Genomic DNA, 25,458 nt, shown 5'->3' with positions numbered 1-25,458 from the left:
CGATTTTACGGTCCGTTCGAAGTTACGGGCGGTATTCGATATGTCGAACAGTGAGGGCGGGCATGGGACGACCTGGCCTGAATCGCAGGCAACTGATCGCGGGGCTGGGCGGCGCCGCCGTCGCCGGCAGCTTCGGCTTCGCGGCGCTGGGAAGCGGTGCGGACGCCCTCGCGTCGAGCGCGGCCACCCGCGTCCGCTACTGGAACCTCTTCAGCGGCGGCGACGGCTACAACATGATCGCGATGCTCGACGCGTTCCGTGAGGAGCACCCCGGCATCGACGTGAAGGACTCCACCCTCCAGTGGGGCAGCCCCTTCTACACCAAGCTCGCCATGGCTGCGGCGGGCAACCGCGCACCCGACCTCGGCGTCATGCACCTGGGCCGCGTCACCGGCTTCTCGCCCGGCCGCCTCCTGGACCCCTGGGACGCCGGCCTGCTCGCCAAGTACGGCGTGAAGGAAGCCGACTTCAACCCGGAGCTGTGGAAGCGCGCCGTCATCGACGGCAAGCTCTACGCCCTCCCGCTCGACATCCACGTCCAGCTCTGCTTCTACCGCAAGGACGTCCTGGGCAAGGCCGGACTGCTCGGCGACGACGGACGGATCGTGCCCGTCACGTCCACCGACGAGTGGTTCGACGTACTCAAGAAGGCGAAGAAGGCCACCGGGAAGGGCCTGCAGACCATCGGGATGTGGGCCAGCGACCAGAACTTCCAGTGGTGGTTCTTCGTCGCCTTCTACACCCAGCTCGGTGGTACCTGGTTCGACGCCGCCGACTCCGACGTCACCTTCGACACCGACAAGGCCACCCAGGTCCTGGAGTTCATGCGCCGCCACATCACCGACGGGTACTCCGACCCGGGCTTCGCGGGCGGCGCCGGCGCCGAGCAGTTCATCAACGGCTCCCCGTTCTGCTGGGAGGGCAACTGGTCGGTGCCGGTGTTCTCCGGGGCGAAGATCGAGTACGGCGCGACTCCGCTGCCGCCCGTCTTCGGGAAGCCCGCCACGCACGCCGAGTCGCACGCCTTCGTGCTGCCCCACCAGGCCGGGCGCGGCGGCGACACCAACGAGGGCGCCCACCGGCTCGCCGCCTACGTCGTCAGGCACGCACGGCAGTGGGCCGCCGGCGGGCACATCCCCGCCTACACGCCGACGCTGTCCACGGCCGCGTACCAGCGGCTCAGCCCGCAGAACGAGTACGCCTCCGCGATGAACCACCAGGCGACCGAGCCGAAGGTGTGGTTCGCCGGCTCCACCGGCATCCTCGCCCAGCGCGTCGGCCCGATCGTCGTGTCCTCGACGCTGGGCTCCGCCAAGCCGGAGGCCGCCGCCCGCCGCATGAAGGGCATGCTCGCCGAACTGCTCGCCTCGAAGAACCCCATGGACGGCCGGACCGCGGCGCAGGCAGGTGCGGCAGCATGACGACGACCACGCAGACCGTCCTCGCACCCACCCGCGCGAGGACCGCCACCGGCAGCGCCGCGGCCCGCCGCAAGCAGGGCCTCCAGCACGGGGGATGGTTCGTCGCCCCGTTCCTCGTCCTGTTCGCCCTCTTCGTGATCTGGCCGCTGCTGCGCGGCGTCTACCTCAGCTTCACCGACGCCAACATCTCCGGCGACGGCACGGGCTTCATCGGCCTCGACAACTACCGCGAGGCCCTCCACGACCAGCTGATGTGGGACGCGCTCGGCCACAGCGCGTACTTCACCCTGCTCGTCGTGCCGTGCATCACGGTCCTCGCCTTCCTCCTCGCGATCCTCGCCCACCACATCCACCGCGCCCCGTGGCTGTGGCGGCTGTGCTTCTTCATCCCGTTCCTGCTGCCGTCGACCGTCGCGGGCAACCTGTGGCAGTGGCTGTTCAACCCCGGCACGGGCATGGTCAACCACGTCTTCGGCCTCGACACGCCCTGGCTCACCGACAAGTCGTACGCGATGCTCGCCGTCGTCCTCACCACCCTGTGGTGGACGGTCGGATTCAGCTTCCTGCTCTACCTCGCCGCGCTCCAGGGCATCCCCGCGCACCTCTACGAGGCCGCGAAACTGGACGGCGCGAACGCCTGGCACCGCATGGTCCACATCACCCTGCCCCTGCTGCGCAACATCACGGGCCTCGTGATCGCGCTGCAGATCCTCGCCTCGCTCCAGGTCTTCGACCAGGCCGTCGTGATGCAGGACTTCACCCCCGGGCCGGAGGGATCGACCCGCGCCTTCGTGCAGTACACGCTCGAAGAGGGCTTCACCAGCTACCGCGTGGGTTACGCCTCCGCCATCTCCATCATCTTCTTCGTGATCATCGCGGCCGTCGCCCTCGCGCGGATGTGGCTGCTGCGCAACCGTGAGGAGGGCGGCCGATGACCACCGACGCCGCACAGATACCCGTCAAGTCCCGTCGCCGCACACCCTGGTCGCCGAGCCAGATCGTGCTCACCCTCATCGGCACCGCCGTCTCCGCCGTCTTCCTGGCACCGCTCGCCTGGGCCCTGTTCACCTCCCTCAAGTCGGAGACCGAGGCCGTCGAGGTGCCGACCCACTGGCTGCCAAAGGACTGGACGGGCCAGGCGTGGCGGGCCCTCTTCGAGACCGGCAACATCACCAACTGGTTCGTGAACTCGCTCGTCGTCTCGGTCTGTGTGACCACGGTGGTGCTGCTCGTCAGCGCACTGGCCGGATACGGCTTCGCCCGCACCGAGTTCAGGGGCAAGGCGTTCCTGATGGGCGTGGTGATGGCGGGCCTGATGATCTCGCCCGCCGTCCTCGGCGTCCCGCTGTTCACCACGGTCCAGCAGCTGGGCATGGTCGACACCTACTGGGGCATGATCCTGCCGCAGTGCGCGCCCGCCGCCATGGTCTACATCCTCTACAAGTTCTTCCAGGGCATCCCGAGAGAGCTGGAGGAGGCCGCGTACATCGACGGCGCGGGCCGCTGGCGGGTGTTCTTCACGATCATCGTGCCGCTGTCCCGCCCCTCCCTCTCCGCCGTCGGCATCTTCACCTTCATCGCGTCCTGGAACAACTTCCTGTGGCCGTACATGGTGACCAACAACCCCGACCTGATGACCATGCCGAACGGCATCGCGACCGTCATGAACTCCTACGGCATCCAGTGGGCCCAGCTCATGGCCGGCGGGCTGATGGCCGGGCTGCCGCTGATCATCGTCTTCGTCTTCTTCCAGCGCCAGATCGTCAGCGGCGTCGCCCACACCGGCCTGGCCGGTCAGTGACCCGTACCGACACACGTACCGACACCACCCCGAAGGAAGTCATGACCCGCACCGCCCGCTTCACCCTCGACCCCGCGTTCACCGTCGGCGACGTCGACCCCCGCCTCTTCGGCTCGTTCGTGGAACACCTCGGCCGCTGCGTCTACGACGGCATCTTCGAGCCCGGCCACCCCTCGGCCGACGAAGCCGGCCTGCGTACCGACGTCCTGGAACTGATCCGCGAACTCGGCGTCACCGCCATCCGCTACCCCGGCGGCAACTTCGTCTCCGGCTACCGCTGGGAGGACAGCGTCGGCCCCGCCGACGAGCGCCCCCGCCGCCTGGACCTCGCCTGGCGCTCCACGGAGACGAACCGCTTCGGGCTCTCCGAGTTCATCGACTTCTGCAGGAAGGTCGGCCCGCAGGCAGAACCGATGATGGCCGTGAACCTCGGCACCCGCGGCGTCCAGGAGGCCATCGAACTCCAGGAGTACGCCAACCACCCGGCCGGCACCGCACTCTCCGAGCGCCGCATCTCCCACGGCGACAAGGACCCCTTCGGGATCAAGCTGTGGTGCCTGGGCAACGAGATGGACGGCCCCTGGCAGACGGGCCACAAGACCGCCGAGGAGTACGGCCGGATCGCCGCCGAGACGGCCCGCGCGATGCGGCAGATCGACCCGTCCGTCGAACTCGTCGCCTGCGGATCCTCGGGCCGGTCCATGTCCACGTTCGCCGCCTGGGAGGCGACCGTCCTCGCCGAGACCTACGACCTCGTCGACTACGTCTCGCTGCACGCCTACTACGAGGAACTCGGCGGCGACCGCGACTCGTTCCTCGCCTCCGCCGTGGACATGGAGTCCTTCATCGAGGAGGTCGTCGCCACCTGCGACCACGTCGGGGCGCGGCTCAAGTCCACGAAGAGGATCAACCTCTCCTTCGACGAGTGGAACGTCTGGTACATGTCCCGCAGCCAGCAGGAGGCCGAGGCGAACCCCCTCGACTGGCCCGAGGCGCCCCGCCTGCTGGAGGACAACTACTCCGTCACCGACGCCGTCGTCTTCGGCACCCTGCTCATCGCCCTGCTGCGCCACGCCGACCGGGTCACCGTGGCGTGCCTGGCCCAGCTGGTCAACGTGATCGCCCCGATCATGACCGAACCCGGCGGACCCGCCTGGCGGCAGACCACCTTCTTCCCGTTCGCGCAGGCCGCCCGGCACGGCCTGGGCCAGGTCCTGGACGTACGGGTCGACTCGCCCACGTACGACACGGCGAAGTACGGCGAGACGGACCTGCTGCACGCCACCGCCGTCCGCGACCCGGAGACCGGCGCGGTCACCGTCTTCGCGGTCAACCGCGGCCAGGACACGGCCCTCCCGCTCGAAGTCGCCCTGCACGGCTTCGACCTGACGGAGATCGCCGAGCACCAGGTCCTGGCCGACGCGGACCCGGACGCCCGCAACACCCTCGCCGAACCCGGCCGGGTCGCCCCGCACCCGGCCGAGGCAACGGTGCTCGACGGGGGAGTGCTGCGGGCCACGCTGGAGCCGATGTCCTGGAACATGATCCGTCTCGTCTGATCTCCGCACGGAGGCCCGCCCCCGGTCCCGTTACGCTGACGGCATGCGTGATCTCGGGGCGGGCCTCGGCCATCTGATCAAAGGGCAGCGCTGGGTCGTCCGGCACGGGAGATGGTTCGGCGTCGGGCTGCTGCCCGGCCTGATCACCCTCGTCCTGTACGCGGGCGCCCTCGTCGGCCTCGGCTACGGGGCCGACGACCTGGCGGACTGGGCGACCCCGTTCGCCGACGACTGGTCCTCGCCCTGGCTCGGCCTGCTCCGCAACACCCTGACCGTGCTGGTCTTCGCCTTCGGCCTCTTCCTCGCCGTCATCACGTTCACGGCCGTGACCCTGCTCGTCGGGCAGCCCTTCTACGAGTCGCTCTCCGAAGAGGTGGACCGTGCCGAGGGCGGCAAGGTCCCCGAGTCCGGGCTGCCGCTCTGGCGCGAGCTGTGGATCTCCGCCCGCGACAGCGTGCGCATCCTGGTGCGCGTCGCGCTGTACGCCGTGCTGCTCTTCGCTCTCGGATTCGTCCCGGTCGCCGGCCAGACCGTCGTCCCGCTCCTCGGGTTCTGCGTCACGGGGTACTTCCTCGCCGAGGAACTCACCGCCGTCGCGCTCCAGCGCCGCGGGATGGAGCTGAGGGAACGGCTCGTCCTGCTGCGTGGCCGCCGGCTGCTGATCCTCGGCTTCGGCGTCCCGCTCGGGCTCGCCTTCCTGGTCCCGTTCGTCGCCGTCTTCCTGATGCCGGGGGCCGTCGCGGGGGCGACGCTGCTGGCGCGCGATCTCCTCGGGGAGGACGGCGTGGGGACGGTGCCGCCCCCGCGCCCGTGAGCGGTCAGCTTCCGTGCACCTCCAGCGCGGTGCGCACGGCGGACTCCAACGCCCCTTCGATCCAGGCGGGCTTGACGGACGTGTGGCAGCCGGCGAAGTGCAACGGCCCCTCGACCGAGCGCACATCGGCGAGCAGCTCGGTGTGCTGCCCGGGCAGCAGGACGGACGCCTCGCCGTACGCGTACGGGTCACGCATCCACGACTGGGTGGCGCCGGCCCCCGTGTAGAAGACCTCGACGCGCTGCCCGTACACGTCCTGGACCCCGCCCAGGGCGTGCGGGTAGCGCTCGTCGTCGTCCAGGGAGTCCCACTTCAGGGCGTCGTCGGCCCAGCTGTACGAGGCGAGCAGGACCCCGCCCCTGCTGCCCTCGACCGGGTGGGAGGGCTGGTACATGAAGCGGTTGGCGTTGTCGGTGACCGATCCGCCGCCGATGACATGGGCCGCCTCGGGCTGGTTGCGGGCGGTCGCGCGGTACGCCGCGTAGTGCACGCGCTGGTTGGGCGGAATGTGTCCGGACGGTACGGAGGGGTGCGCGCCCAGCAGTGAGCCGTCGGCCGGCGCCTGCCCGAGCCGGTAGGCGTCGTACAGTCCGGGCCGGACCTTTTCCAGCTCCTCCTTCCAGTCCTTCTCCTCGAACTCCCACCAGCGGCGGCTGAATTCGAGCAGCACCTTGGTGGCGGTGTCGTAGTGGACCTCGGTGATCGCACGCCGCTTGCCGTACGAGAGCGGCGGCGTGACCGGGACGTGCCGCAGGCCGGAGAACGGCACGGTGACGATGGCGCGGTCCCCGGTGAACGTCTCCCGTACGACCTTGCCGTCACGGCCCTCCGAGACCGTCTCGACCCGGACGCCGTCCTGGCCGTGGCTGATCCTGGCGGCCCGGCGGTCCAGCCGCACCAGGTCCTTGACCCGTGCGTACATGGCGTCGGCCAGCGTCGCCGTACCGTCGGGCAGCTCGTAGAACGCGGTGTCCGGGCTGATCAGGGCGGCCCCGATGAAGCTGTGCACGAAGGCGAGCGGGAGCCGGGAGGTGAGGTTCTCGACCGTGCCGATGAGGTCGACGGTGCGCTCGTCGAGCTTGGCCGCCTCGGTCAGGAAGCGGAACATCGACCAGTGCCCGTACCGCTGGATGACCCGGGCCCAGCCCTCGACGAGCTCCGAGCCCTCCTTGCCCTCGAACTCCTTGCGTACGGGGGCGAAGGCCTCCCGCACGATGACCGAGGCGGGCTTGTCCTCGAACGCGGCGGGAACCCCGAAGGACCGGTTGACCGCCTGCGGCCTCTTCGCGTAGTCCGCCTTGCGGACCCGGATGCCGTTGACGTGGATCCAGGTGTGGTTGACGGGCTTGCCCGCGGCGTCGACGTCGACGAGGTGGAAGGGTCGGCGCTTCAGCTCGAAGGCGTCCATGAGCCCGGTGACGAGGGGGTGGCTGTCGGGGATCCGCATCGCCCCGGCCTCGGCGTACTGCTTCGGGTCGGCGAAGGGTGAGGTGGCGTTCTCGTGGCCGCCGTTGCGGAAGGTCTTGATCCGGCCGCCGACGCGGTTGCCGTTGGCCTCGATCACGGTGACGGTGTGCCCGGCCTCGCGGAGCAGATGGGCGGCGGTGAGTCCGGCCGGGCCCGCGCCGATGATCAGCACCTTCTTCGGGGCCCTGCGGCTGCGCGGCAGCCCTGTGGAGAGCAGGACGTCACGGTAGTGCGGTACCAGCGACCGGTCCTGCTCGTCGTGGACGAGGACGGCGCGGGCGACCGTCAGACAGGCGTCCCAGTCGGAGCCGGGGGCCGCGGCCGGGGCCGTGAGGGAGCCGGGCGACGCGGCGTCGGCCGCGGTCACGGCGGTGGTGGCGAGAGCGGCGGCACCCGCGGCGGCACCCGCGATCACGGTGCGCCTGGAGGGCAGGGCGGAGTTCGGCTGGGCAGGCTTGGAAGTCATGCGGTCACCCTGGGGGGCGCGGGACGGGGCGCATTACGCGAACGCGCGTAGATCATCCGCAATCACCCGCAGGTGGAGCTTAACGATCTTGTAATATCGGCGTTCCCGCAGGTCAGCCAAGCCTGCCGAGGCCCGCCTCAGCGCACCGAGAAGCCGTACACCGTCGTCGAGACGAACTCCGCGCCCGGCCGCAGTACCGTGCTCGGGAACTCCGGCCGGTTCGGCGAGTCCGGGAAGTGCTGGGTCTCCAGGGCGATCCCGGCACACGGCACGAACGGCCGTCCCTCGAAGTGGTCGGCCGTGTACAGCTGGAGGCCGGGCTCCGTCGTCGTGACGGTCAGGACCCGTCCCGACGCCTCGTCGTACAGCTCGGCGACCGGGCCCGTCACGCCCTCGTCCAGCACGAAGTTGTGGTCGTACTCCTTGGAGACCGGACGCGGCTCCCGGAAGTCGAACCGGGTCCCGTCCACCGGCAGGAACTCGCCCGTCGGCAGGGACTCCGCATCGGCCGGGGTGATCCGCCCGGCCGCGATCCGCAGCCGCTGGCCGAGCGCGCTGCCGGAGTCGGCGCCCGCCAGGTTCCAGTACGTGTGGTTCGTCAGGTTCAGCACGGTCGGCGCGTCCGTCGTCGCCCGGTACGCGATCCGCAGCGCCCCGTCCTCGTCCAGCGTGTACGCCACCGAGACCTCCAGCCGCCCCGGGAAGCCCTCCTCGCCGTCCGCCGCGACCAGGGACAGCTCCACCCCGCCGTCGGTCTCGCGGGCGTCCCACACGCGCTTGTCGAAGCCGACGGCCCCGCCGTGCACGTGGTTGCGGCCCTCGTTGCGCGTGACGTGGTGCGTCCGCCCGTCCAGGACGAACGCCGCCCGGCCGATCCGGTTCGCGTACCGCCCCACCAGAGCGCCGAAGTACGGCCCGGTGTACTGCTGGTACGAGGCGAGATCCGGCAGCCCGAGCGCCACCCCGGCCCGCGCGCCGTCCCGGTCCGGCACCTCGACCGACTGCACGACGGCGCCGTACGTCAGCACCCGTACCCGCGTGCCGCCGCGCTCCAGCGTCCAGCGGTCCACGGCGGTGCCGTCCCCGAGGGTGCCGAAGTGTTCCGTACGCAGCGCCGTGTTCGAACCCGTGTCCATGATCGGAAACTCTAGCCCGGCCTCCGGCCTAGGCCGGAGGCCGGGCCGCCGTGATGTTGCGGTAGGCGATCTCGGCGAGCCGGGCCTGACCGTTGCGCCCCGGATGGAACCAGTCCCACTGGCTGAGCTGCTTGCCGGTGAACCGGTAGTCGAACACCGCCCCGCCGTCGTAACGGCAGCGCCGGTCCTTCGCGCACACCTCGCGCAGCACCTCGTTGTACGCGACGACCCGGTCCTGCACCGCCGTGCGCCGGGCCACCGCGGAGGCGCCCATGTTGTCCGCGTCCCCCAGCATCGACTTGCAGATGCCCAGCTTCCAGATCTGCTTGCCCAGCTGATTGACCCGGCCCGTCGACCAGAGCCGCTTGAGGTCCGGCACGCTCGACACGTACACCTGCGTCTTCGGCGCCGTGCTGCGCAGCCGGCGCAGCGACGCCTCGAACGACGCCCGGAAGTCCGCCACCGGAGTCATGGTCCGCACCGAGTCCCGGCAGGCGTCGTTCGCGCCGATCATCACCGTCACCAGATCGGGGTCCTCCTTCGCGGCCAGCGCCATCTGCTCCGGCAGCTGGGCGATCCTGGCACCCGTCTCGGCGTGGTTCCAGCTGCGGTCGGCGGCGCCCGAGGCGCCGAGGAGGCGTACCGCCAGGCTGCGCACCGAGCTGTCCGTCCCGGTCGCCCAGGAGACCTCGGGGCAGTCGGCCAGCACCGAACAGGCGTCGAAGCCGCGGGTGATGGAGTCCCCGACCGCGGCGACCGACTCCGGACTGCGGTCCCAGAGCGGTGCGGCGGCCGGCTGCCGGCCCGTGTCGGCCTTCGCGCCCTTCGTCGTCCCGTCGGGCCCGGAGTCACAGCCCGTCAGGACGGCCGTGCCGAGGAACGTCACGGCGGCCAGTGCGGCCAGTGCGGTGCGCGAACGGTGGCGTACGGAGCGATCCGGCATGGCCCTCGTCCCCTCCCTGTTGCTGTCCCTGTTCCTGTCCCATGCCTCCGGCACACCCGTGCGTCACCGGCCGGCGGGCCCGCGCGCTCCGCAGGGTGAATGCCGAGCGAATCATGGGCCCGGGACCGACGGTACGTCACACCTCGGACGCCGCCGCACGGTAGCTTTTCCACGTCGAACCAGTGGTTCCTTCGGCCGCCCGGCTCCAGTCGGGTGGCTCTCGAACATCACATCACGTCACATACCCTCCCTTCTCCGGACATTAACTCCCGATACTGTTTACTGATGACAGCTTCGGGAAGTCGGCCGAAAAGAGGCGTTACGGGCGCGAGGCCGCTGGGGAAGGCGAACCTCGTCCCACACTGGAGGTCCCGGTGACGACACGTGGAGTCCTGTACGTCCACTCAGCCCCGCGCGCGCTCTGCCCCCATGTCGAATGGGCGGTGGGCGGCGTACTCGGTGTACGGGTCCAGCTCGACTGGATCAGACAGCCGGCCGCACCCGGCACCTGGCGCTGCGAATTCTCCTGGCAGGCCCGCCCCGGCACTGCCTCGAAGCTGGCCTCCGCCCTGCGGGGCTGGGATCTGCTGCGCTTCGAGGTCACCGCCGAACCCTCGCCGACCGCGGAGGGCGAGCGCTACAGCTCCACGCCCGAGCTCGGCATCTTCCACGCCGTCACCGGCATGCACGGCGACATCCTGGTCCCCGAGGACCGGCTGCGGGCCGCGCTGGCGCGGTCGTCGAGCGGCGAGAGCGACCTGGAGGCGGAGATCGCCAAGCTCCTGGGCAAGCCGTGGGACGACGAACTGGAGTCCTTCCGTCACGCGGGCGAGGGCGCGCCGGTGCGATGGCTGCACCAGGTGGTGTGACCTTTCCGGGGGCGGAGCCCCCGAAAGCCTGAAGCCCGCCACCTCGCGAGAGGGGACGGGCTTCACGCGTACAGCCGGAAAGATCACACGCTGCGGAAGGCCAGCACCACGTTGTGCCCGCCGAATCCGAACGAGTTGTTGATCGCCGCGATCGGCCCCTCCGGCAGCGGCCGCGGGGCGTCCCGCACGATGTCCGCCTCGACCGCCTCGTCGAGGTGGTCGACGTTGATGGTCGGCGGAGCCATCCGGTGGTGCAGGGCCAGCACGGTCGCCACGGTCTCGATACCGCCCGCGCCGCCGAGCAGGTGCCCCGTCATCGACTTCGTCGCCGAGATGGCGACATGGTCCAGGTCATCGCCCAGGACCTTGCGCAGTGCCTTCAGCTCCGCGATGTCACCCTGCGGCGTGGACGTGGCGTGCGCGTTGAGGTGCACGACCTCGGACGGCTTGAGGTCCGTCTGGTCCAGCAGGTTCTGCATCGCCGTGGCGATGCCGCGCCCGGTCGGTTCCGGCTGGGCGATGTGGTGGGCGTCCGCGGACAGCCCCTGGCCCAGGACCTCGCAGTAGACCCGGGCGCCGCGCGCGGCGGCGTGCTCCGCGGACTCCAGGACGACGACACCGGCGCCCTCGCCGAGGACGAAGCCGTCACGGGCGGTGTCGTACGGGCGCGAGGCCTTCTCGGGCTCGTCGTTGCTCTTGGACATCGCCATCATGTTGGCGAACGCCGCGATCGGCAGCGGGTGGATCGCCGCCTCGGTGCCACCGGCGAGGACCACGTCGGCACGGCCGGTGCGGATCATCTCGACGGCGTACCCGATGGCCTCGGCACCCGACGCACAGGCGGAGACCGGGGTGTGGACGCCCGCCTGGGCGTTCACCTCGATACCCACGTTGGCGGCCGGGCCGTTGGGCATGAGCATGGGCACGGTGTGCGGGGAGACGCGGCGTACGCCCTTCTCCTTCAGCACGTCGTACTGGTCGAGCAGGGTGATCACGCCGCCGATGCCGGAGGCGATGACCGACCCCAGCCGGTCGGGGCGGATCGTCTCGTCCTCGCCGGCGGGGCCGGTGAAGCCCGCGTCCGCCCACGCCTCACGGGACGCGATCAGCGCGAACTGCGCCGAGCGGTCCAGCTTGCGGGCGAGCGGGCGGGGCAGGACGTCCCCCGGGTCCACGGCCGCGAGGGCCGCGATGCGGACGGGAAGTTCGGCGAAACGTTCGCCCTCAAGAGGCTTGACGCCGGAACGGCCGGCCATCAGGGCTTCCCAGGTCGATGCGGAATCGCCACCCAGCGGAGTGGTTGCGCCGATACCGGTGACGACCACGGTGCGATTGGTCGAGCTCACTGGAAGATCTTCTCCACGTGTAGAGGGTCGTGAATAAGCGGCGCCACCGCCGGGTGGCGACACAGCTGGGCCGGGATCAGCCCTGGTGCTTGAGGATGTACTCGGCGGCGTCGCCGACCGTCTTGAGGTTCTTGACGTCCTCGTCGGGGATCTTGACGTCGAAGCGCTCCTCGGCGGCGACGACGACCTCGACCATGGACAGCGAGTCGACGTCCAGGTCATCGGTGAAGGACTTGTCCAGCTCGACGTCCTCGACCGGGATACCGGCGATCTCGTTGACGATCTCGGCGAGACCCTTGACGATCTCTTCCTGCGTGGCGGCCATGTCGGCGCTCCTTCGGTGTATATCTGCTGGGTTCGGGCGTCCGGGTCAAAAGACCCGGTGTGCCTAGGGGAGGGTAACGACCGTCGCGGCGTAGACGAGACCCGCCCCGAAGCCGATGACGAGCGCGGTGTCGCCGCTCTTCGCCTGACCGGTCGCCAGGAGCCGCTCCATTGCGAGCGGGATCGAGGCGGCGGAGGTGTTGCCGGTGGTCTCCACGTCACGGGCGACCGTGACGTGCTCCGGCAGCTTCAGTGTCTTCACCATCGAGTCGATGATCCGCATGTTGGCCTGGTGCGGGATGAAGACGTCCAGGTCTTCCGGGGCGATCCCGGCGGCGTCCAGCGCCTGCTGGGCGACCTTCGCCATCTCGAAGACGGCCCAGCGGAAGACCGCCTGGCCCTCCTGCGTGATGGCGGGGAACTTCTCCGGACGGTCGGCGTGGAAGGTGTCCCACGCCACGGTCTGCTTGATCGTCTCGGACTTGTCGCCCTCGGAGCCCCAGACCGTCGGGCCTATGGCGGGAACCTTGGAGGGGCCGACGATGACCGCACCGGCGCCGTCACCGAACAGGAACGCCGTCGCGCGGTCGTTCAGGTCGGTGAGGTCGCTCAGCCGTTCCACGCCGATGACGAGTACGTACTGGGCAGAGCCCTCGACGATCATGCCCTTGGCGAGCGTCAGGCCGTAGCCGAAGCCCGCGCAGCCGGCCGAGATGTCGAAGGCGGCGGGCTTGCCCGCGCCGACCTTGTGGGCGATCTCGGTCGCGATGGCCGGGGTCTGCTTGAAGTGCGAGACGGTGGAGACGATGACCGCGCCGATCTGCTCCGGCGTGATCCCGGCGTCGGCGATGGCCTTGCCGGACGCCTCGACGGACATCGCTGCCACGGTCTCCTGGTCGGAGGCCCAGTGGCGGGTGGCGATGCCGGACCGGGAGCGGATCCACTCGTCGGACGAGTCGATCGTCTCGAGGATCACCTCGTTGGGCACGACACGGGTCGGGCGGTAACCGCCCACACCCATGATCCGTGCGTACGGGGCGCCCTGGCTGGGCTTGATCTTCGACATGCTCTCGGGCTCCTTAGGCGCCCGCGTGCTCAGCGATGAGCGCGCGGGCCGCGTCGAGGTCGTCGGGGGTCTTGAGCGCGAGGGTCTGCACGCCGGGCAGGGCGCGCTTGGCCAGACCGGTCAGCGTGCCGCCGGGGCAGGCCTCGACGATCGCGGTGACGCCCAGGGCCTTGAACGTCTCCATGCACAGGTCCCAGCGGACCGGGTTCGCGACCTGGCCCACCAGCCGGGAGATGACCTCCGCGCCGGTGGCGACGGTCTGCCCGTCCGCGTTCGAGACATATGTCACGGTCGGGTCGGAGACCTCCAGGGCCGCGGCGGCCTCACGGAGACGCTCGACCGCGGGAGCCATGTGGTGCGTGTGGAAAGCGCCGGCGACCTTGAGCGGGACCACCCGGCGCACGCCCTCGGGCTTGTCCTCGGCGAGCGCGGCGATCTGCGCGGCCGTGCCGGCGGCGACGATCTGGCCTGCCCCGTTGACGTTCGCGGGCGTCAGGCCGAGCTTCTCCAGGTGCGGGACGGTGACCTCGGGGTCACCCCCGAGCAGGGCCGCCATACCGGTCTCGGTGACCGCGGCGGCCTCGGCCATGCCGAGCCCACGGGTACGTACGAAACGCAGCGCCGCCTCGTCGCCGATGACTCCGGCGAGAGCGGCTGCGGTGATTTCACCCACGCTGTGACCTGCGACGACCGCCGGAGAGGCGTCGAGCGCGGCGGCGGACAGCAGACCGGCAGCCACCAGCAGCGGCTGAGCCACCGCGGTGTCGCGGATCTCGTCCGCGTCAGCCTTGGTGCCGTAGTGGGCAAGGTCGAGCCCGATGGCGTCGGACCAGGCCGCGATGCGGTCGGTGGCACCGGGGAGGTCGAGCCAGGGAGTCAGGAAGCCGGGCGTCTGAGCGCCTTGGCCGGGAGCGACGAGTACGAGCACCCTCACACTCTCTCTTGTGAACGGTACGGAACGCCCGTGGGGACAGGGACGAAGAACCGTAGGGGGAATTGTTGATGTCCGACAAAAGTCTAGGACTGCATATCCCTGTCGGCCAGACGCCCCAGGATCAGGGCGATCCGCAGAGTGAACGCCGAACGAACGTCGGACGGGGACCAGCCGGTGACGTCTGTCACACGTCGGAGCCGGTAGCGCACGGTGTTGGGGTGGACGAAGAGCATCCTGGCGGCGCCTTCGAGACTGCTCGCCTGTTCCAGATACACACTCAGCGTCTCCAGGAGGGCAGAACCTGCTTCTTCGAGCGGTCTGTAGATCTCCTCCACCAACTGATCCCGCGCCGCCGGGTCACCCGCCATCGCCCGCTCCGGCAGGAGATCGTCGGCGAGGACCGGCCGCGGGGCGTCCTGCCAGGCACCGCACGCCTTGAGCCCGGCGGCCGCGGCCTGCGCGGACCGGGTGGCGGCCAGCAGGTCGGGCACCACGGGTCCGGCGACGACCGGCCCTGCCGCGTACGGGCCGATCAGGGCCTTCGCGACCTGGAGCGGGTTGTCGCTGCCGCCGGCGATCACGACCAGGCGGTTGCCCAGCACCCCGGTCAGGACCTGGAGCTTGGCGTGCCGGGCGGCCCGGCGGATCGCCTCCACCGTCAGCTCGCTGTCCCCGTCCGGAGCCGTGCCGAGGAGCACACACACGTGCTCGGGGGAGTTCCAGCCGAGCGCGGCGGCCCGGGACACGGCGCCCTCGTCGGCCTCGCCGGACAGCACCGCGTTGACCACGAGCGATTCCAGCCGGGCGTCCCACGCGCCACGCGCCTCGGCGGCCTGCGCGTACACCTGGGCGGTCGCGAAGGCGATCTCCCGCGCGTAGACGAGCAGCGCCTCGCGCAGCACCGACTCGTCACCGGGCGCGGCGACTTCATCGATCGCGGCCTCCATGACCTCGATGGTCGTCCGCACCATCTCGACGGTCTGGCGCAACGTGATCGCCCGGGTCAGCTCGCGCGGAGCGGTACCGAAGACATCGGTCGAAATGGCCTGCGGGGTCTCCGGATGCCGGAACCACTCGGTGAACGCGGCGATACCGGCCTGGGCCACCAGGCCGATCCAGGACCGGTTCTCCGGTGGCATCGCCCGGTACCAGGGCAGCGACTCGTCCATGCGGGCGATCGCGTTCGCGGCCAGCCGGCCGGAGGACTGCTCCAGCCGTTTCAGGGTCGCGGCATGGAGATGGGCGGCGTTCGCAGCGGGCTGCTCAGGATCGGGTCGGGGCACGGGGACAAGACTGCCCTATCCGGACGGGTGCCCGAAGGGGCGGGGCGGGTGGCGGGTCGTACCGCCGGGTAGCCGGGGGCCCGTCCCGCCCGGCCGGGCTACCGTGGGGCGGGTGATTTCCGTACGTCGCTCGGGCGACCGTTTCAGGGGTGGGGACGGGGCGGCCGGCATCGAGTCCCGGCACTCCTTCTCCTTCGGCACGTTCTACGACCCCGACAACCTCCGCTTCGGCCCGATCCTGGCCTGCAACGAGGAGCGCCTCGCCCCCGGCGCCGGGTTCGAGGAACACCCGCACAGCCACACCGAGATCGTCACCTGGGTCGTGGAGGGCGAGCTGACCCACCGGGACTCGGCCGGTCACGCCACCGTGGTACGGCCCGGGGACGTCCAGCACCTCAGCGCGGCCTCCGGCGTCCGCCACGTCGAACGCAACGACGGTGACACGCCGTTGACGTTCCTCCAGATGTGGCTCGCGCCCCTGGAGCCCGGCGGCGACCCCTCGTACACGACGGTCCCCGGCATCGCCGACTCCACCCCCTACGCCCTGCCGGAGGCCGGCGCGATGCTCCATGTGCGCCGGCTGGCCGGGGGCGAGCGCACGGCGGTGCCGGACGCGCCGCGGGTGTACGTGCACGTGGTGCGGGGCGGGGTCGCGCTCGGCGAGGCGGACATGGCGGCGGGCGACTCGGCGCGGATCGCCGGCGAGGAAGGCCTCGAACTGGTCGCGGGCGCGGCGGCCGAGGTGCTGATGTGGGAGCTGCCGGACTGAGGCGCCGTCCGGCAGGCCCGCCTTCCTCACCAGTCGAACGTCTCCATGTCCGCCTCGGTCGCCCTGCGGTAGCCGGTGATCACGTCGCCGTCGAACTGCACGAGGCAGAAGCCCTCGTCGTCGAGCCCGCACTGCCTGCACCATTCCGGATAGCCGGGAACCTCGAAACGGCCCGTCCGGGGCGAGCCCTTGGCCCTGTCCGACCACGCGATCGTGTCGCCGACGCGGAACGTGTGCAGGTACACGTCCCCGAAGTGGAACTGGATCACCAGGTCCTCCCGCGAACCGCACCGGGGGCAGGGAGACGGTGCGGGGACGAACAGCCGGTCGTACACCCCCATGTCCGGGCGCCTCTCGTTCGGAACCCGTCCCCGGCCCGGATGCGCCGGGAACGCGTCTCGCAGCATGAGCGGGAACCGTCGTTCGGGCAAAGACTTTTCAGCGGTCGCCCTCTGGCGCCGCACGGGCCACATCGGCGGTCCGGACCGGAACACCATCTCCTTGTGCACCGCGAACCCGTGCCGCTCATCGGCAAGACCCCACGGGTCATCCGGCAGGCGGCGGCTCTTCATCTCGTGGCCACGGGCACGCCAGTGGGCGGGACCAGGATCGGGGCCACCCACGACCCCGTGCCAGGAGGCTCCCATGTTCCGCCGGACCCTGTCCGTTCTCGCCACCCTCGCCGCGCTCACCGCCGCGGGATCCGCAGGCCAGGCCTCGGCCGCCGAAGACGCGCGGACGGCTTCCCCCGGCGGCGCCCGGGTCCTGAACGTCATGTCGTTCAACATCCACCACGCCCAGGGCACCGACGGCGAGCTCGACCTCCGTCGGATCGCCCGCGTCGTTCGCGAGAGCGGTGCCGACGTGGTGGGCCTCCAGGAAGTGGACAACCACTACTCGGAGCGCAGCGAGTGGTCCGACCAGCCCGCGGAACTGGCGGCCCTGCTCGGGTATCACGTGGTGTTCGGGGCGAACATCGACAAGGCCCCGCCGGCACCCGGCGGGTACCGCGTCCAGTACGGCACGGCGATCCTGTCCCGGTACCCGATCACCGCGTCGGACAACACCTGGCTGTTCAACACGCCGGGTCAGGAGCAGCGCGGCCTGCTGCACGCCACGCTGGACGTCCACGGCAGGAAGGTCGAGTTCTACGACACCCACCTGGCGGCAAGTTCGCAGACCGACCGCCTGCGCCAGACCGATCAGCTCGTGGACCTGATCGGCACGAAGAAGCCCGGAATCCTCGTGGGCGACTTCAACGCGCTGCCGGACGCACCGGAGTCCCAGCCGTTGCAGTCGGCCTTCACCGACGCATGGGCCAGGTCCCTGCACCCGCGCGGTGACGGCGCGACGTACCCCGCGCAGGCTCCCACCGAGCGGATCGACGTCATCTACACGACCCGCGCGGCGACGCCGCTCGTCACCCGCGTCGTGAAGGCCGACCCGGCGGCATCGGACCACCTGCCGCTCCTCAGCAGGGTTCTCCTCACCTTCTGACCGGCGAAGCCCGTGCCCACGAGGTCAGGGCCCGCTCGCCTCGTGTTCCGGACGAGCGGCGGTCACCGCCACGACGCCGCCGAGGCCCTGACCACGGTCGCGCGGATCCGTGCTCTTCCGGCCGCCGGCCTCCCCACGGAGACCATCCGGGATCCCATGCCCTGTTTCATCGGTGACGGCCCTGTTCTCGGCACCTGCGTCCAGGAGCACCTGCAGAATCAACTGCACGACCCGGACCGCCGTATGGCCGGCCTGGAGGACGCCCGCGCATCGCTCAGCGACTTCATCGACTCCTCGACGCGGGCGGCCGCCTCCCCGCCCGCCTGAACCGGCCCCGGCCCCCCGTCCCTACGGCCGGTCGCCCTCCCGCCGCCACATCGCCCACATCGGCGGCCCGGACCGAAACGTCATCTCCTCGTGCACCGCGAACCCGTGGCGCTCGTAGAACGTCAGATTGCGCCGGTTGCTGGACTCCAGGAAGACCGGCCGCCCGTCCGCGTCGGCCCGCTCCAGCAGCCCGCCCAGCACCCGGGACCCGCGCCCCGTGCCGCGCGCGTCGGCGTGGGTGCCGATGTACTCGACGTACCAGTGCGCCGGACCGGCCGGGTGGCGGTGCTCCAGAGCGAGCAGACGCAGTCCGGTGCGGGGGAGTTGGGTCCGCGCCGCCCGCAGCAGGGTGCCCGCGTTGCGCAGCAGGTAGGTGGCCGGGAGCTTCCACTGCCCGGGCTCCGCCCACACTGCCGCCACCGTGCGGTCCTCGTCCGTCCACACCCGGCCCGCCGGGACCTGCTGGGCGAGGTGTGCGGTGAACAGGAGCCGCAGCCGCCGGTCCCGGTCGTCCGGCATCAGCCAGGACCAGACGGGGTCCTCGGCGTAGGCGCTGGCGAGTACGGCGGCGAGGGCCGGGACGTCGGAGGCGGTGGCGCGGACTGTGTCGGTCATGGCCGGGGAGAGTAGCGGCTCCCCGTGATCTCCGGCCAGGGAGATGGCAAGACCGGCCGACCGGCCAACCAGGCACGAGTTTCGGCTATCACCGTGCAGCGTCTCGACCCGGCGCCGGACCCGTGGAAATCTGCCGGTGCCTCAGGAATACGTCCTCGGTTCGCCCGCCGTTCGCCCTGGCGGCCTACCTTTCGCAGGCACGCGCCGACGTCAGCCCCCTGAACCACTCTCCCCCAGAGGTCCCCCTGATGACTCCCAGCACCACCGATTCCACGCGCCCCGACATCGAGAGCACCATCAGTACCGAGAGCATCCCCAGTACCGGGAGCACCGCGAACCCCGCCGGTGAATTCCGCATCTCCCGGCGCCGGATGCTCCAGACGGCCGCCGTCGGCCTCGGTGCGATCGCCGCCGGCCCGGTCGCCGAAGCGGTCGGCGGAGCGCAGGCAAGCGCGGCCGAATACCGCCTGCCCAAGGGCTACAAAGGCGACATATCCGATCTGAAGCACGTGGTGATCCTCATGCAGGAGAACCGTTCCTTCGACCACTACCTCGGCCAGCTGCGCGGTGTGCGCGGACACGACGACAAGCAGGTCCTCAAGTTCCAGGACGGCACCACCGTCTTCCAGCAGCGCGACGCCACCGGTGCCATCGTGACCCCCGCCGTGTCGACCGCCACCTGGAGCGACAAGCACAACTTCTACGGTGCCAACGGCGGGCGGTGGGACACCTGGGTGAAGGACAAGGGCGACCACTGCATGTGGTACTACACGCCCGACTACATGCCGTGGATGTACTCGCTCGCCTCCCAGTACACCGTCTGCGACATGAACTTCTGCTCGATGCACGGTCCGACCATCCCCAACCGCTACTACCTGATGACCGGTTCGGGCGGCGGCGAGACCACCAACGCCAAGCAGAACGACTACAGCCGCACCTGGACCACGGTCCCCGAGCAGCTCCAGCAGGCCGGCATCGACTGGCGGGTCTACTCCGACAACAGCGGCAACGGCGTCGGCGGCAGCCTCCAGAGCGGCTTCGTGGGCGAGTACGGCTGCAACGTCACCAACAGCTTCGCCGCCTTCGACCCGCGCACGGCGGACGAGGCGGACCTCGCACCGGGCACCGGCAAGATCTGGAAGGCCAACTCCTTCGTCTACGAGGGCGCCACCACGCCCAACGACGACTCCGAGGCGAACCTCGACGCGGTACTCCGCGATCTGATCGCCGCCTGTGAGCCGGGCGCCGAGCACCCGCTTCCCGAGGTCTCCTGGGTGGTGATGCCCGCCGCGTGGAGCGAGCACCCGGGCTTCGACACGGTGCACGGCGAGCGCTACATGGACAAGATCCTCAAGACGCTCCAGAGCAACGAGGACATCTGGAACCACACCCTGGTGATCATCACCTACGACGAGAACGACGGAAAGTTCGACCACGTCCTGCCCCCGCGCCCGGAGGAGGGCACGCCCGGCGAGTTCTCCGGCACCACTCCGTACGGGTTCGGCCCCCGGGTGCCGATGCTGCTGGTCTCGCCGTGGACCCGGGGCGGCTACGTCGCGTCGGAGGTGTTCGACCACACCTCGACGGTGAAGTTCCTGGAGACCTGGGCCGCCCATCTGGGCAAGCCGTTCACCTGCCCGAACATCACCGACTGGCGCCGCTCCATCGCCGGCGACCTGACCAGCGCGATCGACTTCGCACACCCGCGCCCGGGCCCGGTCGTCATCGCCGACCCGGTCACCGGCACCCCGCCGAAGCCGCCGCGTGACCGCATGGAGCCGCGCGGCCTCTCCTTCCACCCGCACGCCACGTTCACCGAGGACCGGGCCGCCGGCACGGTGACCGCGTCCATGACGCTGGCCGGCGGCCCGGCGGGCAAGGCGGTGAGCCTCCAGGTCTTCCCCGACCAGTACCTCCCGTTCGCCAACACGCCGTACACGGTGAGCGCGGCGGCCCCGCGTTCGTACACCTGGGACACGAAGCAGACGGACGGCAAGTACGCCTTCTCGGTCTACGGCCCCGACGGCTTCCTGCGTTCCTTCGCCGGCCAGGTGACCCCCGAGAGCGGGAGCAGGCGGCGCGAGGGCCTTCCGCGCGTCGAGGCGGAGCTGGCCGGGGGCAGGCGCGCCGCGGTCCGGATGAGACTGCACAACGACGGCCGTCACCCCGTCCGTTACACCCTCAAGGCCAACGACTACGCAGGCGGCACCCGGAAGGTCACCGTGCCCGGCGGCCACTCCACGGTCGTGAACTGGCCCACCGAGCACGGCTACTACGACGTGGTGCTCACCGCCGACACCGGCACCGGCTGGACCCAGCGGTACGCGGGACGCGTGGCGACGGTCTGACGGCCGACATGACGGGTCCCGGCCCCCTCCCGGGGCCGGGACCCGTCACGCCGCCTCGCGGCAGGGCTACTTCAGGCCGAACGCCCGGATGACGTCCTGCGTGACCTTCAGACCGTCCGGCCCCTGTGCGGTCGCCCGCAGCGAGACCCAGCCACCGGGGTGGCGCGGCGTGCTGAGAGCCGTCCGCCACATTCCGTCGCCGGTCCGCGCCAACGTGGCCGGCCGCCATGTCGCACCGTCGTCGTACGAGACCTGGAGCGTGGCCCCGGTCGCCGTGACGCCGCTGGTGTAACTGGACGAGTTCAGCGCGAGCGGCACCCGGCTGCCCGCGCGGACCTGCCCGCGCAGGTCGGTGTCGACGTCGTAGCCGAGGTCGAGAACCGGGATCTCCTTGCTCGGAGTGCCCTGCCGGGGTGCCGTCGAGCGGAACGTCCAGGTGGTGTCCGTGGCCGTGGAGCCGGCCCAGGTGCCGTTGTCACGGTTCGCCTTGAGCGAGAGCGTGTACTCCTGCTCGGCGGCCGGCACTCCGGTGTAGTAGCCCGCGTAACCACCCTTGCCCAGCACCGTTCCCTCGTGCCGGAGCTCGGAGGCCGCGCTGCCGCCGGGTGAACGCGTGATGTGCCCGTCGGACCCACCGGACCAGGCCGGGACGTTCCAGGAGATCCCGTTGCTGGTACGGCTGGGCCGCCACAGGCCCTCGCCGAACCGGGGTGCGTTGACCGGCTTGAACCACTCGCCGGGGAACCGCCGGCCGGCGGCGTACGCCTGCCCCGGAGCGACCTCCAGAATGGAGTCGGCGCCCAGCGGGCTCAGGGTGATCCGGTGATCCTCGTTCCACTTCCCGAGCCCGGTGGGTGCGGGAGTGAGGTAATCCGTACGCGTGTCCGGGTAGCCCTCCTTCTGCGTACTGCCCACGCCCTGCCCCCAGGCGGGCGAGAAGACGCGGTGGCCGATTCCCTCACGTGTCCCCGCCCCCTTGCGGAGCGAGTAGAACGCGGTGTCCACGCGGGCCAGTTCGTCGTGGTCGGGGCGGTAGACGAGGTCCTGGTCCGGGATCGAACCCTTCCGGTACTGGAGGAGGTCGTACTGGTAGTCCGGGTAGCGGTGCTCGGTCAGGCTCAGGATGCCGAAACCGGTCTTCGCCTCCCTGATCAGACGCGCCCCGTCCGCACTGCCCGTGCCGGCCAGTGTCAGCCCGTGGCTGTCGCCGAACGTCTCGTACAACCGGCCGAGCCGGTCGTCGACGGTGATCAGCATGGCGGCGCCCGCGTCGGCCGCGGCGCGAGCGCGCTCATCCGGGCCGGAGGTGCCCCGGTCGACGATGACGGCCCGTCCCTTCGCCTTGAGACCGACGTAGTCGGCCGGGGTGCCCGCGCCCGCGTAGACGGTCCTCAGGATCCGGTGACCGTCGTCGTACGCGGTGCCGTTCTGGCCGGTGAGCTCGACGCCGCGACCGGTGCCGGTGGCCGCGTCGAGGAACTTCTGCCGCAGCTGCCAGTGCACCATGAGGTCCTGGACGCCGCCGTCGGTCTGGGCGGTGGGAGAGACGAACAGCTCCGTGTACGACTTGTCCATGACGAACGCCGAACCGAGTGCCCCGCCCCCGGCGAGGCTGCGCCGGTACTGGATGACCGTCTGCGCGTTCTCCGTCTCGCGCGGCGCGACGGCCCGCACCCGGCGGGCCTTGGAGGCGTCGAGGCGCGCCGTCGCGTCACTGTGGCCGGGGCCCACGGCGATGTCCGGCGCGACGAGCATGGCCATGCCGAGCGCGTCCGGATCGTCTCCGTTCACGTCCAGGAAGCCGAAGGCGCTGTAGCTGCGCGGGGGCAGACGCAGCGTGGTCTTTCCGTAGACCTCGACAAAACCGGGCGCCGGGTTGCCGGGGAACGTGAGAGCGACCGTACCGGTGGCGGGCTTCCCGTCCCGGCCGGTCAGCTCGATCGTGTAGTCGTACGCCTCGGGCTCCTTGAACAGGGCGTAGGCCGTGTGCGCGACGACGTTGCCGTTCGCCCGGTCGGTCGCGGTGACCTGACCGGACAGCAGGGTCTGCGGAGTGGACACGGGCAGACCCGTCGGGTCCAGCCGCACCGACACCTTGGCGGTGCCGCCCGCCGGGACGTTCACCGACGGCTCGGACAGCGACACCGTGGAGCCGGTGGTGTCCGCCTTCAGGTCCAGGGTGACGCCGGCGGTACCGGTGTTGCTGTACGTGATGGTGCGCTCGACCGGAGCCGCGTCCGCGTTCGGCCACTTGAAAGCGGCGGCGGGCACGGATCCGGGCGCCTCGATCGTGGAGTCCACGGCCGCCGCCACGTCCATCCGCCCGGTGCCCTGCTGGTACGGCGTCAATGAGTTGAGCTTCTTCGACGTGCTCATCAGGGCGTTCTTGATCCGGTTCGCGTCCCAGTCCGGGTGCGCCTGACGCAGGATCGCGGCACCGCCGGCGACATGCGGCGTGGCCATCGATGTGCCGCTCATCGACTGGTACATCGGGGCGCCGTCCGCCGGGTGTGCGGCTGCCGCGCTGATGCCCACGCCCGGCGCGGAGATGTCCGGCTTGAGGGCGTAGGAATGCGCGACCGGCCCCTGGCTGGAGAAGCCCGCCCGCGCATCGCGCTGGTCGACCGCACCCACCGTCAGCGCCGAGGCCGCGGCACCCGGCGAACCGATCGAGCCCACCGAGATGTTGTTGCCGGCGGCGATCACGAACAGCGGTCCGCCATCGGCGGACAGCCGGTCGACGGCCTGGGAGAGCGGGTCGGTTCCGTCGGACGAGCCGCTGGTGCCCAGGCTCATCGACACCACGTCGACGCCCTGTTCCTCGGCCCATTCCATGCCGGCGAGAATTCCCGACTGGCTGCCCTCGCCCGCGTTGGACAGCACCTTGCCGACGTACAGCTTCGCGCCCGGCGCGACGCCCTTCTCCTTGCCGCCGGAGGCCGCGCCCGATCCGGCGATCGTGGAGGCCACGTGCGTACCGTGCCCGTGCCGGTCGTCGGCGCTCTCACCCGGTACGAAGCTCTTCTCGGCGGCGACCGCGTCCTTCAGGTCCGGGTGGGTGGCGTCGATCCCGGTGTCGAGGACGGCCACCTTGCTGCCCGTCCCGTCGAGCCCTTTCGCCCAGGCCTCGGGCGCCCGCACCTGCGCGACCGAATCGCTGAGCGCCGCCTGCACCTTGGCGTCGAGCCACAGCCTGCCGATGCCACTGCCCGCGTCGAACGTACGCGACGTGGCCGCGGCGGCGGGCGCGATGTCCTTCCAGAACGCGCGGGCGTGCCGTGCGTCCGCCTTCATCGCCGTGGCGTCGACCCGCCCGAACTTCCGTACCTGCGAAGCCCCGTCGGGTGCGGCGGGCGCCTCGGCGCCGCGTCCGCCCGGCGCGGTGGCGATGACCGGTATGCCACCGGAGCGGGCGTCGTCGTAGCCCATGGCCACCAGGCCGGTGACGTTGAACAGCTCGGCGTCGAGCTTCCCCGAGGCGATCAGGCCCATCGCCTCGGTGGGAATCACATAGGTGTGGTGGCCGTAGCTCTGTACGCTCACTCCGCCGTGCGCGCCGGGCACCCGGTCGACGGTGACATCGTCCTGGTCGCCGGGCCGGTCCGTGTAGTGGACGACATCCCCGGTGACCAGGGTGATGTCGTGAGCGGCCTGCTGTCCTGCGGCCGTGACCGCAGCGGTCGCGCTGTTCGTCGAAACCGTGCCGTCGGTGGCGGGAGCGGCAGCGGCCGTCGGTGAGACCAGCAGAGCGCCGCTGAGCGCCAGGGGCAGAGCGGTGGCGGTCGCCGCGGGGAATAACCGAAGCTTGCGTCTTGGTCGCGTCATAGGTGGGGTCTGTGCCACCGGGCGTCCCGGCAACCGCAGTCCCGGTGGCGGGACTGCGTCATGGCGAGAGTTCGTCAGGGAGGGCAGGTGCGGGTCGAGGCCGTGTGCGGTGGTGGCTGCCACCCAGGACCCCTGGCGGCCGCGGCCCGCGAGAGCCTGTCGGCGGCGCTCTACGCTTGCTCCTGAACGCGTTCAATAGTGGCGGAACCCCGGTGCTGACGGCTTTCGGCTCGGCGATCAGGCCAGGGCGTTGTAGATCGTCCAGCCCTTGCCGACCTGGGTCCGGGCGGCGAAGGGGACACCGGCGTCGGGGGTGCCGTTGTAGAACCACAGGGCGCCGCCTGCGTCGGTGGCGAGCAGGTCGTTGCTGCCGTCGCTGTTCAGGTCGCCGGCACTGACAAGTTCGGTGTACGTGTTCCAGCCGCCGCCGACTCGGGTGCGGGCGGTGAGGGGTGCGTTGGTCTTGCCGGTGCCCTGGTAGAGCCAGAGGACGCCGGTCTTGTCGCGGGCGAGCAGGTCGGGTGTGCCGTCGCCCGTCAGGTCGGCGCCGCCGACAAGTTCGGTGTACGTGTTCCAGCCGCCGCCGACTCGGGTGCGGGCGGTGAGGGGTGCGTTGGTCTTGCCGGTGCCCTGGTAGAGCCAGAGGAC

Annotated in this window: 22 protein-coding genes; 10 read left to right on the top strand and 12 right to left on the bottom strand. The window is 70.7% G+C overall.

Features of this window, described 5'->3' with window-relative positions:
- Positions 1-62 precede the first annotated feature (62 nt).
- Genes ACIQMX_RS07975 through ACIQMX_RS07955 form a run of 5 tightly spaced genes read left to right on the top strand, consistent with a single transcriptional unit; the run spans position 63 to position 5,595 of the window.
- Positions 63-1,421 carry an extracellular solute-binding protein gene (locus ACIQMX_RS07975; protein ID WP_402475820.1) on the top strand — a complete coding sequence of 453 codons (1,359 nt, stop codon included), beginning with the start codon at positions 63-65 and terminating at the stop codon, positions 1,419-1,421.
- Positions 1,418-2,356: a sugar ABC transporter permease gene (locus ACIQMX_RS07970; RefSeq protein ID WP_363069720.1), complete on the top strand. Its 939-nt coding sequence runs from the start codon at positions 1,418-1,420 to the stop codon at positions 2,354-2,356. Before ACIQMX_RS07975 ends, ACIQMX_RS07970 begins: the two co-directional genes overlap by 4 nt.
- Complete coding sequence (locus ACIQMX_RS07965) at positions 2,353-3,222, top strand: carbohydrate ABC transporter permease (protein WP_363069722.1); 870 nt, start codon at positions 2,353-2,355, stop codon at positions 3,220-3,222. The genes ACIQMX_RS07970 and ACIQMX_RS07965 overlap by 4 nt, the downstream gene beginning before the upstream one ends.
- Positions 3,223-3,263: 41 nt before the next feature.
- A complete protein-coding gene (locus tag ACIQMX_RS07960) occupies positions 3,264-4,781 on the top strand; it encodes an alpha-N-arabinofuranosidase (protein WP_402475818.1) in 1,518 nt (505 codons plus the stop codon).
- 43 nt (positions 4,782-4,824) lie between these two features.
- A complete protein-coding gene (locus ACIQMX_RS07955; protein WP_363069726.1) occupies positions 4,825-5,595 on the top strand; it encodes an EI24 domain-containing protein in 771 nt (256 codons plus the stop codon).
- 4 nt (positions 5,596-5,599) lie between these two features.
- Here the strand turns inward: ACIQMX_RS07955 and ACIQMX_RS07950 are convergent, their stop codons facing one another.
- The 3 genes from ACIQMX_RS07950 to ACIQMX_RS07940 all read right to left on the bottom strand — a co-directional run bounded on the left by ACIQMX_RS07950 (position 5,600) and on the right by ACIQMX_RS07940 (position 9,607).
- Positions 5,600-7,528, bottom strand: coding sequence for a flavin monoamine oxidase family protein (locus ACIQMX_RS07950; protein ID WP_402475816.1), 1,929 nt, complete (start codon positions 7,526-7,528; stop codon positions 5,600-5,602).
- 137 nt (positions 7,529-7,665) lie between these two features.
- Positions 7,666-8,664, bottom strand: coding sequence for an aldose epimerase family protein (locus ACIQMX_RS07945; protein WP_402475814.1), 999 nt, complete (start codon positions 8,662-8,664; stop codon positions 7,666-7,668).
- Positions 8,665-8,692: 28 nt separating this feature from the next.
- Positions 8,693-9,607 (bottom strand): SGNH/GDSL hydrolase family protein, encoded by a 915-nt coding sequence (locus ACIQMX_RS07940; protein WP_363069732.1) that lies wholly within the window; start codon positions 9,605-9,607, stop codon positions 8,693-8,695.
- A gap of 374 nt (positions 9,608-9,981) precedes the next feature.
- Between ACIQMX_RS07940 and ACIQMX_RS07935 the strand changes: the two genes are divergently transcribed.
- Positions 9,982-10,476: a DUF3145 domain-containing protein gene (locus ACIQMX_RS07935; protein WP_363069734.1), complete on the top strand. Its 495-nt coding sequence runs from the start codon at positions 9,982-9,984 to the stop codon at positions 10,474-10,476.
- An 83-nt stretch (positions 10,477-10,559) separates the two neighbouring features.
- Here ACIQMX_RS07935 and fabF read toward each other — a convergent pair whose 3' ends face one another.
- The 5 genes from fabF to ACIQMX_RS07910 form a co-directional block, all read right to left on the bottom strand.
- Positions 10,560-11,822, bottom strand: coding sequence for a beta-ketoacyl-ACP synthase II (gene fabF / locus ACIQMX_RS07930; RefSeq protein ID WP_363069736.1), 1,263 nt, complete (start codon positions 11,820-11,822; stop codon positions 10,560-10,562).
- Positions 11,823-11,898: 76 nt separating this feature from the next.
- A complete protein-coding gene (locus ACIQMX_RS07925; RefSeq protein ID WP_148017430.1) occupies positions 11,899-12,147 on the bottom strand; it encodes an acyl carrier protein in 249 nt (82 codons plus the stop codon).
- Positions 12,148-12,210: 63 nt separating this feature from the next.
- Entirely contained in the window at positions 12,211-13,212 is a 1,002-nt protein-coding gene (locus tag ACIQMX_RS07920; protein WP_363069738.1) for a ketoacyl-ACP synthase III, read from the bottom strand.
- Between the two features lie 13 nt (positions 13,213-13,225).
- The gene (locus ACIQMX_RS07915) at positions 13,226-14,140 is read right to left on the bottom strand and encodes an ACP S-malonyltransferase (RefSeq protein ID WP_363069932.1); all 915 of its coding nucleotides are present in this window, start codon (positions 14,138-14,140) and stop codon (positions 13,226-13,228) included.
- Positions 14,141-14,229: 89 nt separating this feature from the next.
- The gene (locus ACIQMX_RS07910; RefSeq protein WP_363069741.1) at positions 14,230-15,429 is read right to left on the bottom strand and encodes a helix-turn-helix domain-containing protein; all 1,200 of its coding nucleotides are present in this window, start codon (positions 15,427-15,429) and stop codon (positions 14,230-14,232) included.
- Between the two features lie 112 nt (positions 15,430-15,541).
- Here ACIQMX_RS07910 and ACIQMX_RS07905 point away from each other — a divergent pair, with 112 nt between their 5' ends.
- Positions 15,542-16,198: a pirin family protein gene (locus ACIQMX_RS07905; protein ID WP_402475811.1), complete on the top strand. Its 657-nt coding sequence runs from the start codon at positions 15,542-15,544 to the stop codon at positions 16,196-16,198.
- Positions 16,199-16,224: 26 nt separating this feature from the next.
- Here ACIQMX_RS07905 and ACIQMX_RS07900 read toward each other — a convergent pair whose 3' ends face one another.
- The gene (locus ACIQMX_RS07900) at positions 16,225-16,539 is read right to left on the bottom strand and encodes a hypothetical protein (RefSeq protein WP_402475809.1); all 315 of its coding nucleotides are present in this window, start codon (positions 16,537-16,539) and stop codon (positions 16,225-16,227) included.
- A 304-nt stretch (positions 16,540-16,843) separates the two neighbouring features.
- On the opposite strand from ACIQMX_RS07900, the gene ACIQMX_RS07895 reads away from it, so the two are divergent.
- Positions 16,844-17,695, top strand: coding sequence for an endonuclease/exonuclease/phosphatase family protein (locus ACIQMX_RS07895; protein ID WP_363069747.1), 852 nt, complete (start codon positions 16,844-16,846; stop codon positions 17,693-17,695).
- 42 nt (positions 17,696-17,737) lie between these two features.
- A complete protein-coding gene (locus ACIQMX_RS07890; protein WP_363069749.1) occupies positions 17,738-18,022 on the top strand; it encodes a MerR family transcriptional regulator in 285 nt (94 codons plus the stop codon).
- Positions 18,023-18,043: 21 nt separating this feature from the next.
- Here ACIQMX_RS07890 and ACIQMX_RS07885 read toward each other — a convergent pair whose 3' ends face one another.
- Positions 18,044-18,637 (bottom strand): GNAT family N-acetyltransferase, encoded by a 594-nt coding sequence (locus ACIQMX_RS07885; RefSeq protein WP_363069751.1) that lies wholly within the window; start codon positions 18,635-18,637, stop codon positions 18,044-18,046.
- Between the two features lie 248 nt (positions 18,638-18,885).
- Here ACIQMX_RS07885 and ACIQMX_RS07880 point away from each other — a divergent pair, with 248 nt between their 5' ends.
- A complete protein-coding gene (locus ACIQMX_RS07880) occupies positions 18,886-20,985 on the top strand; it encodes an alkaline phosphatase family protein (RefSeq protein ID WP_363069753.1) in 2,100 nt (699 codons plus the stop codon).
- A gap of 66 nt (positions 20,986-21,051) precedes the next feature.
- Here ACIQMX_RS07880 and ACIQMX_RS07875 read toward each other — a convergent pair whose 3' ends face one another.
- Complete coding sequence (locus ACIQMX_RS07875; protein ID WP_402475807.1) at positions 21,052-24,810, bottom strand: S8 family peptidase; 3,759 nt, start codon at positions 24,808-24,810, stop codon at positions 21,052-21,054.
- A 237-nt stretch (positions 24,811-25,047) separates the two neighbouring features.
- Positions 25,048-25,458, bottom strand: a 411-nt coding sequence (locus ACIQMX_RS07870; protein WP_402475805.1) for an FG-GAP repeat domain-containing protein, incomplete at its 5' end; no start/stop codon positions are given.

The organism is Streptomyces sp. NPDC091416, from assembly GCF_044756845.1.
In the GTDB taxonomy this organism is placed as follows: domain Bacteria; phylum Actinomycetota; class Actinomycetes; order Streptomycetales; family Streptomycetaceae; genus Streptomyces.
This window is presented reverse-complemented; position numbering and strand designations above follow the sequence as displayed.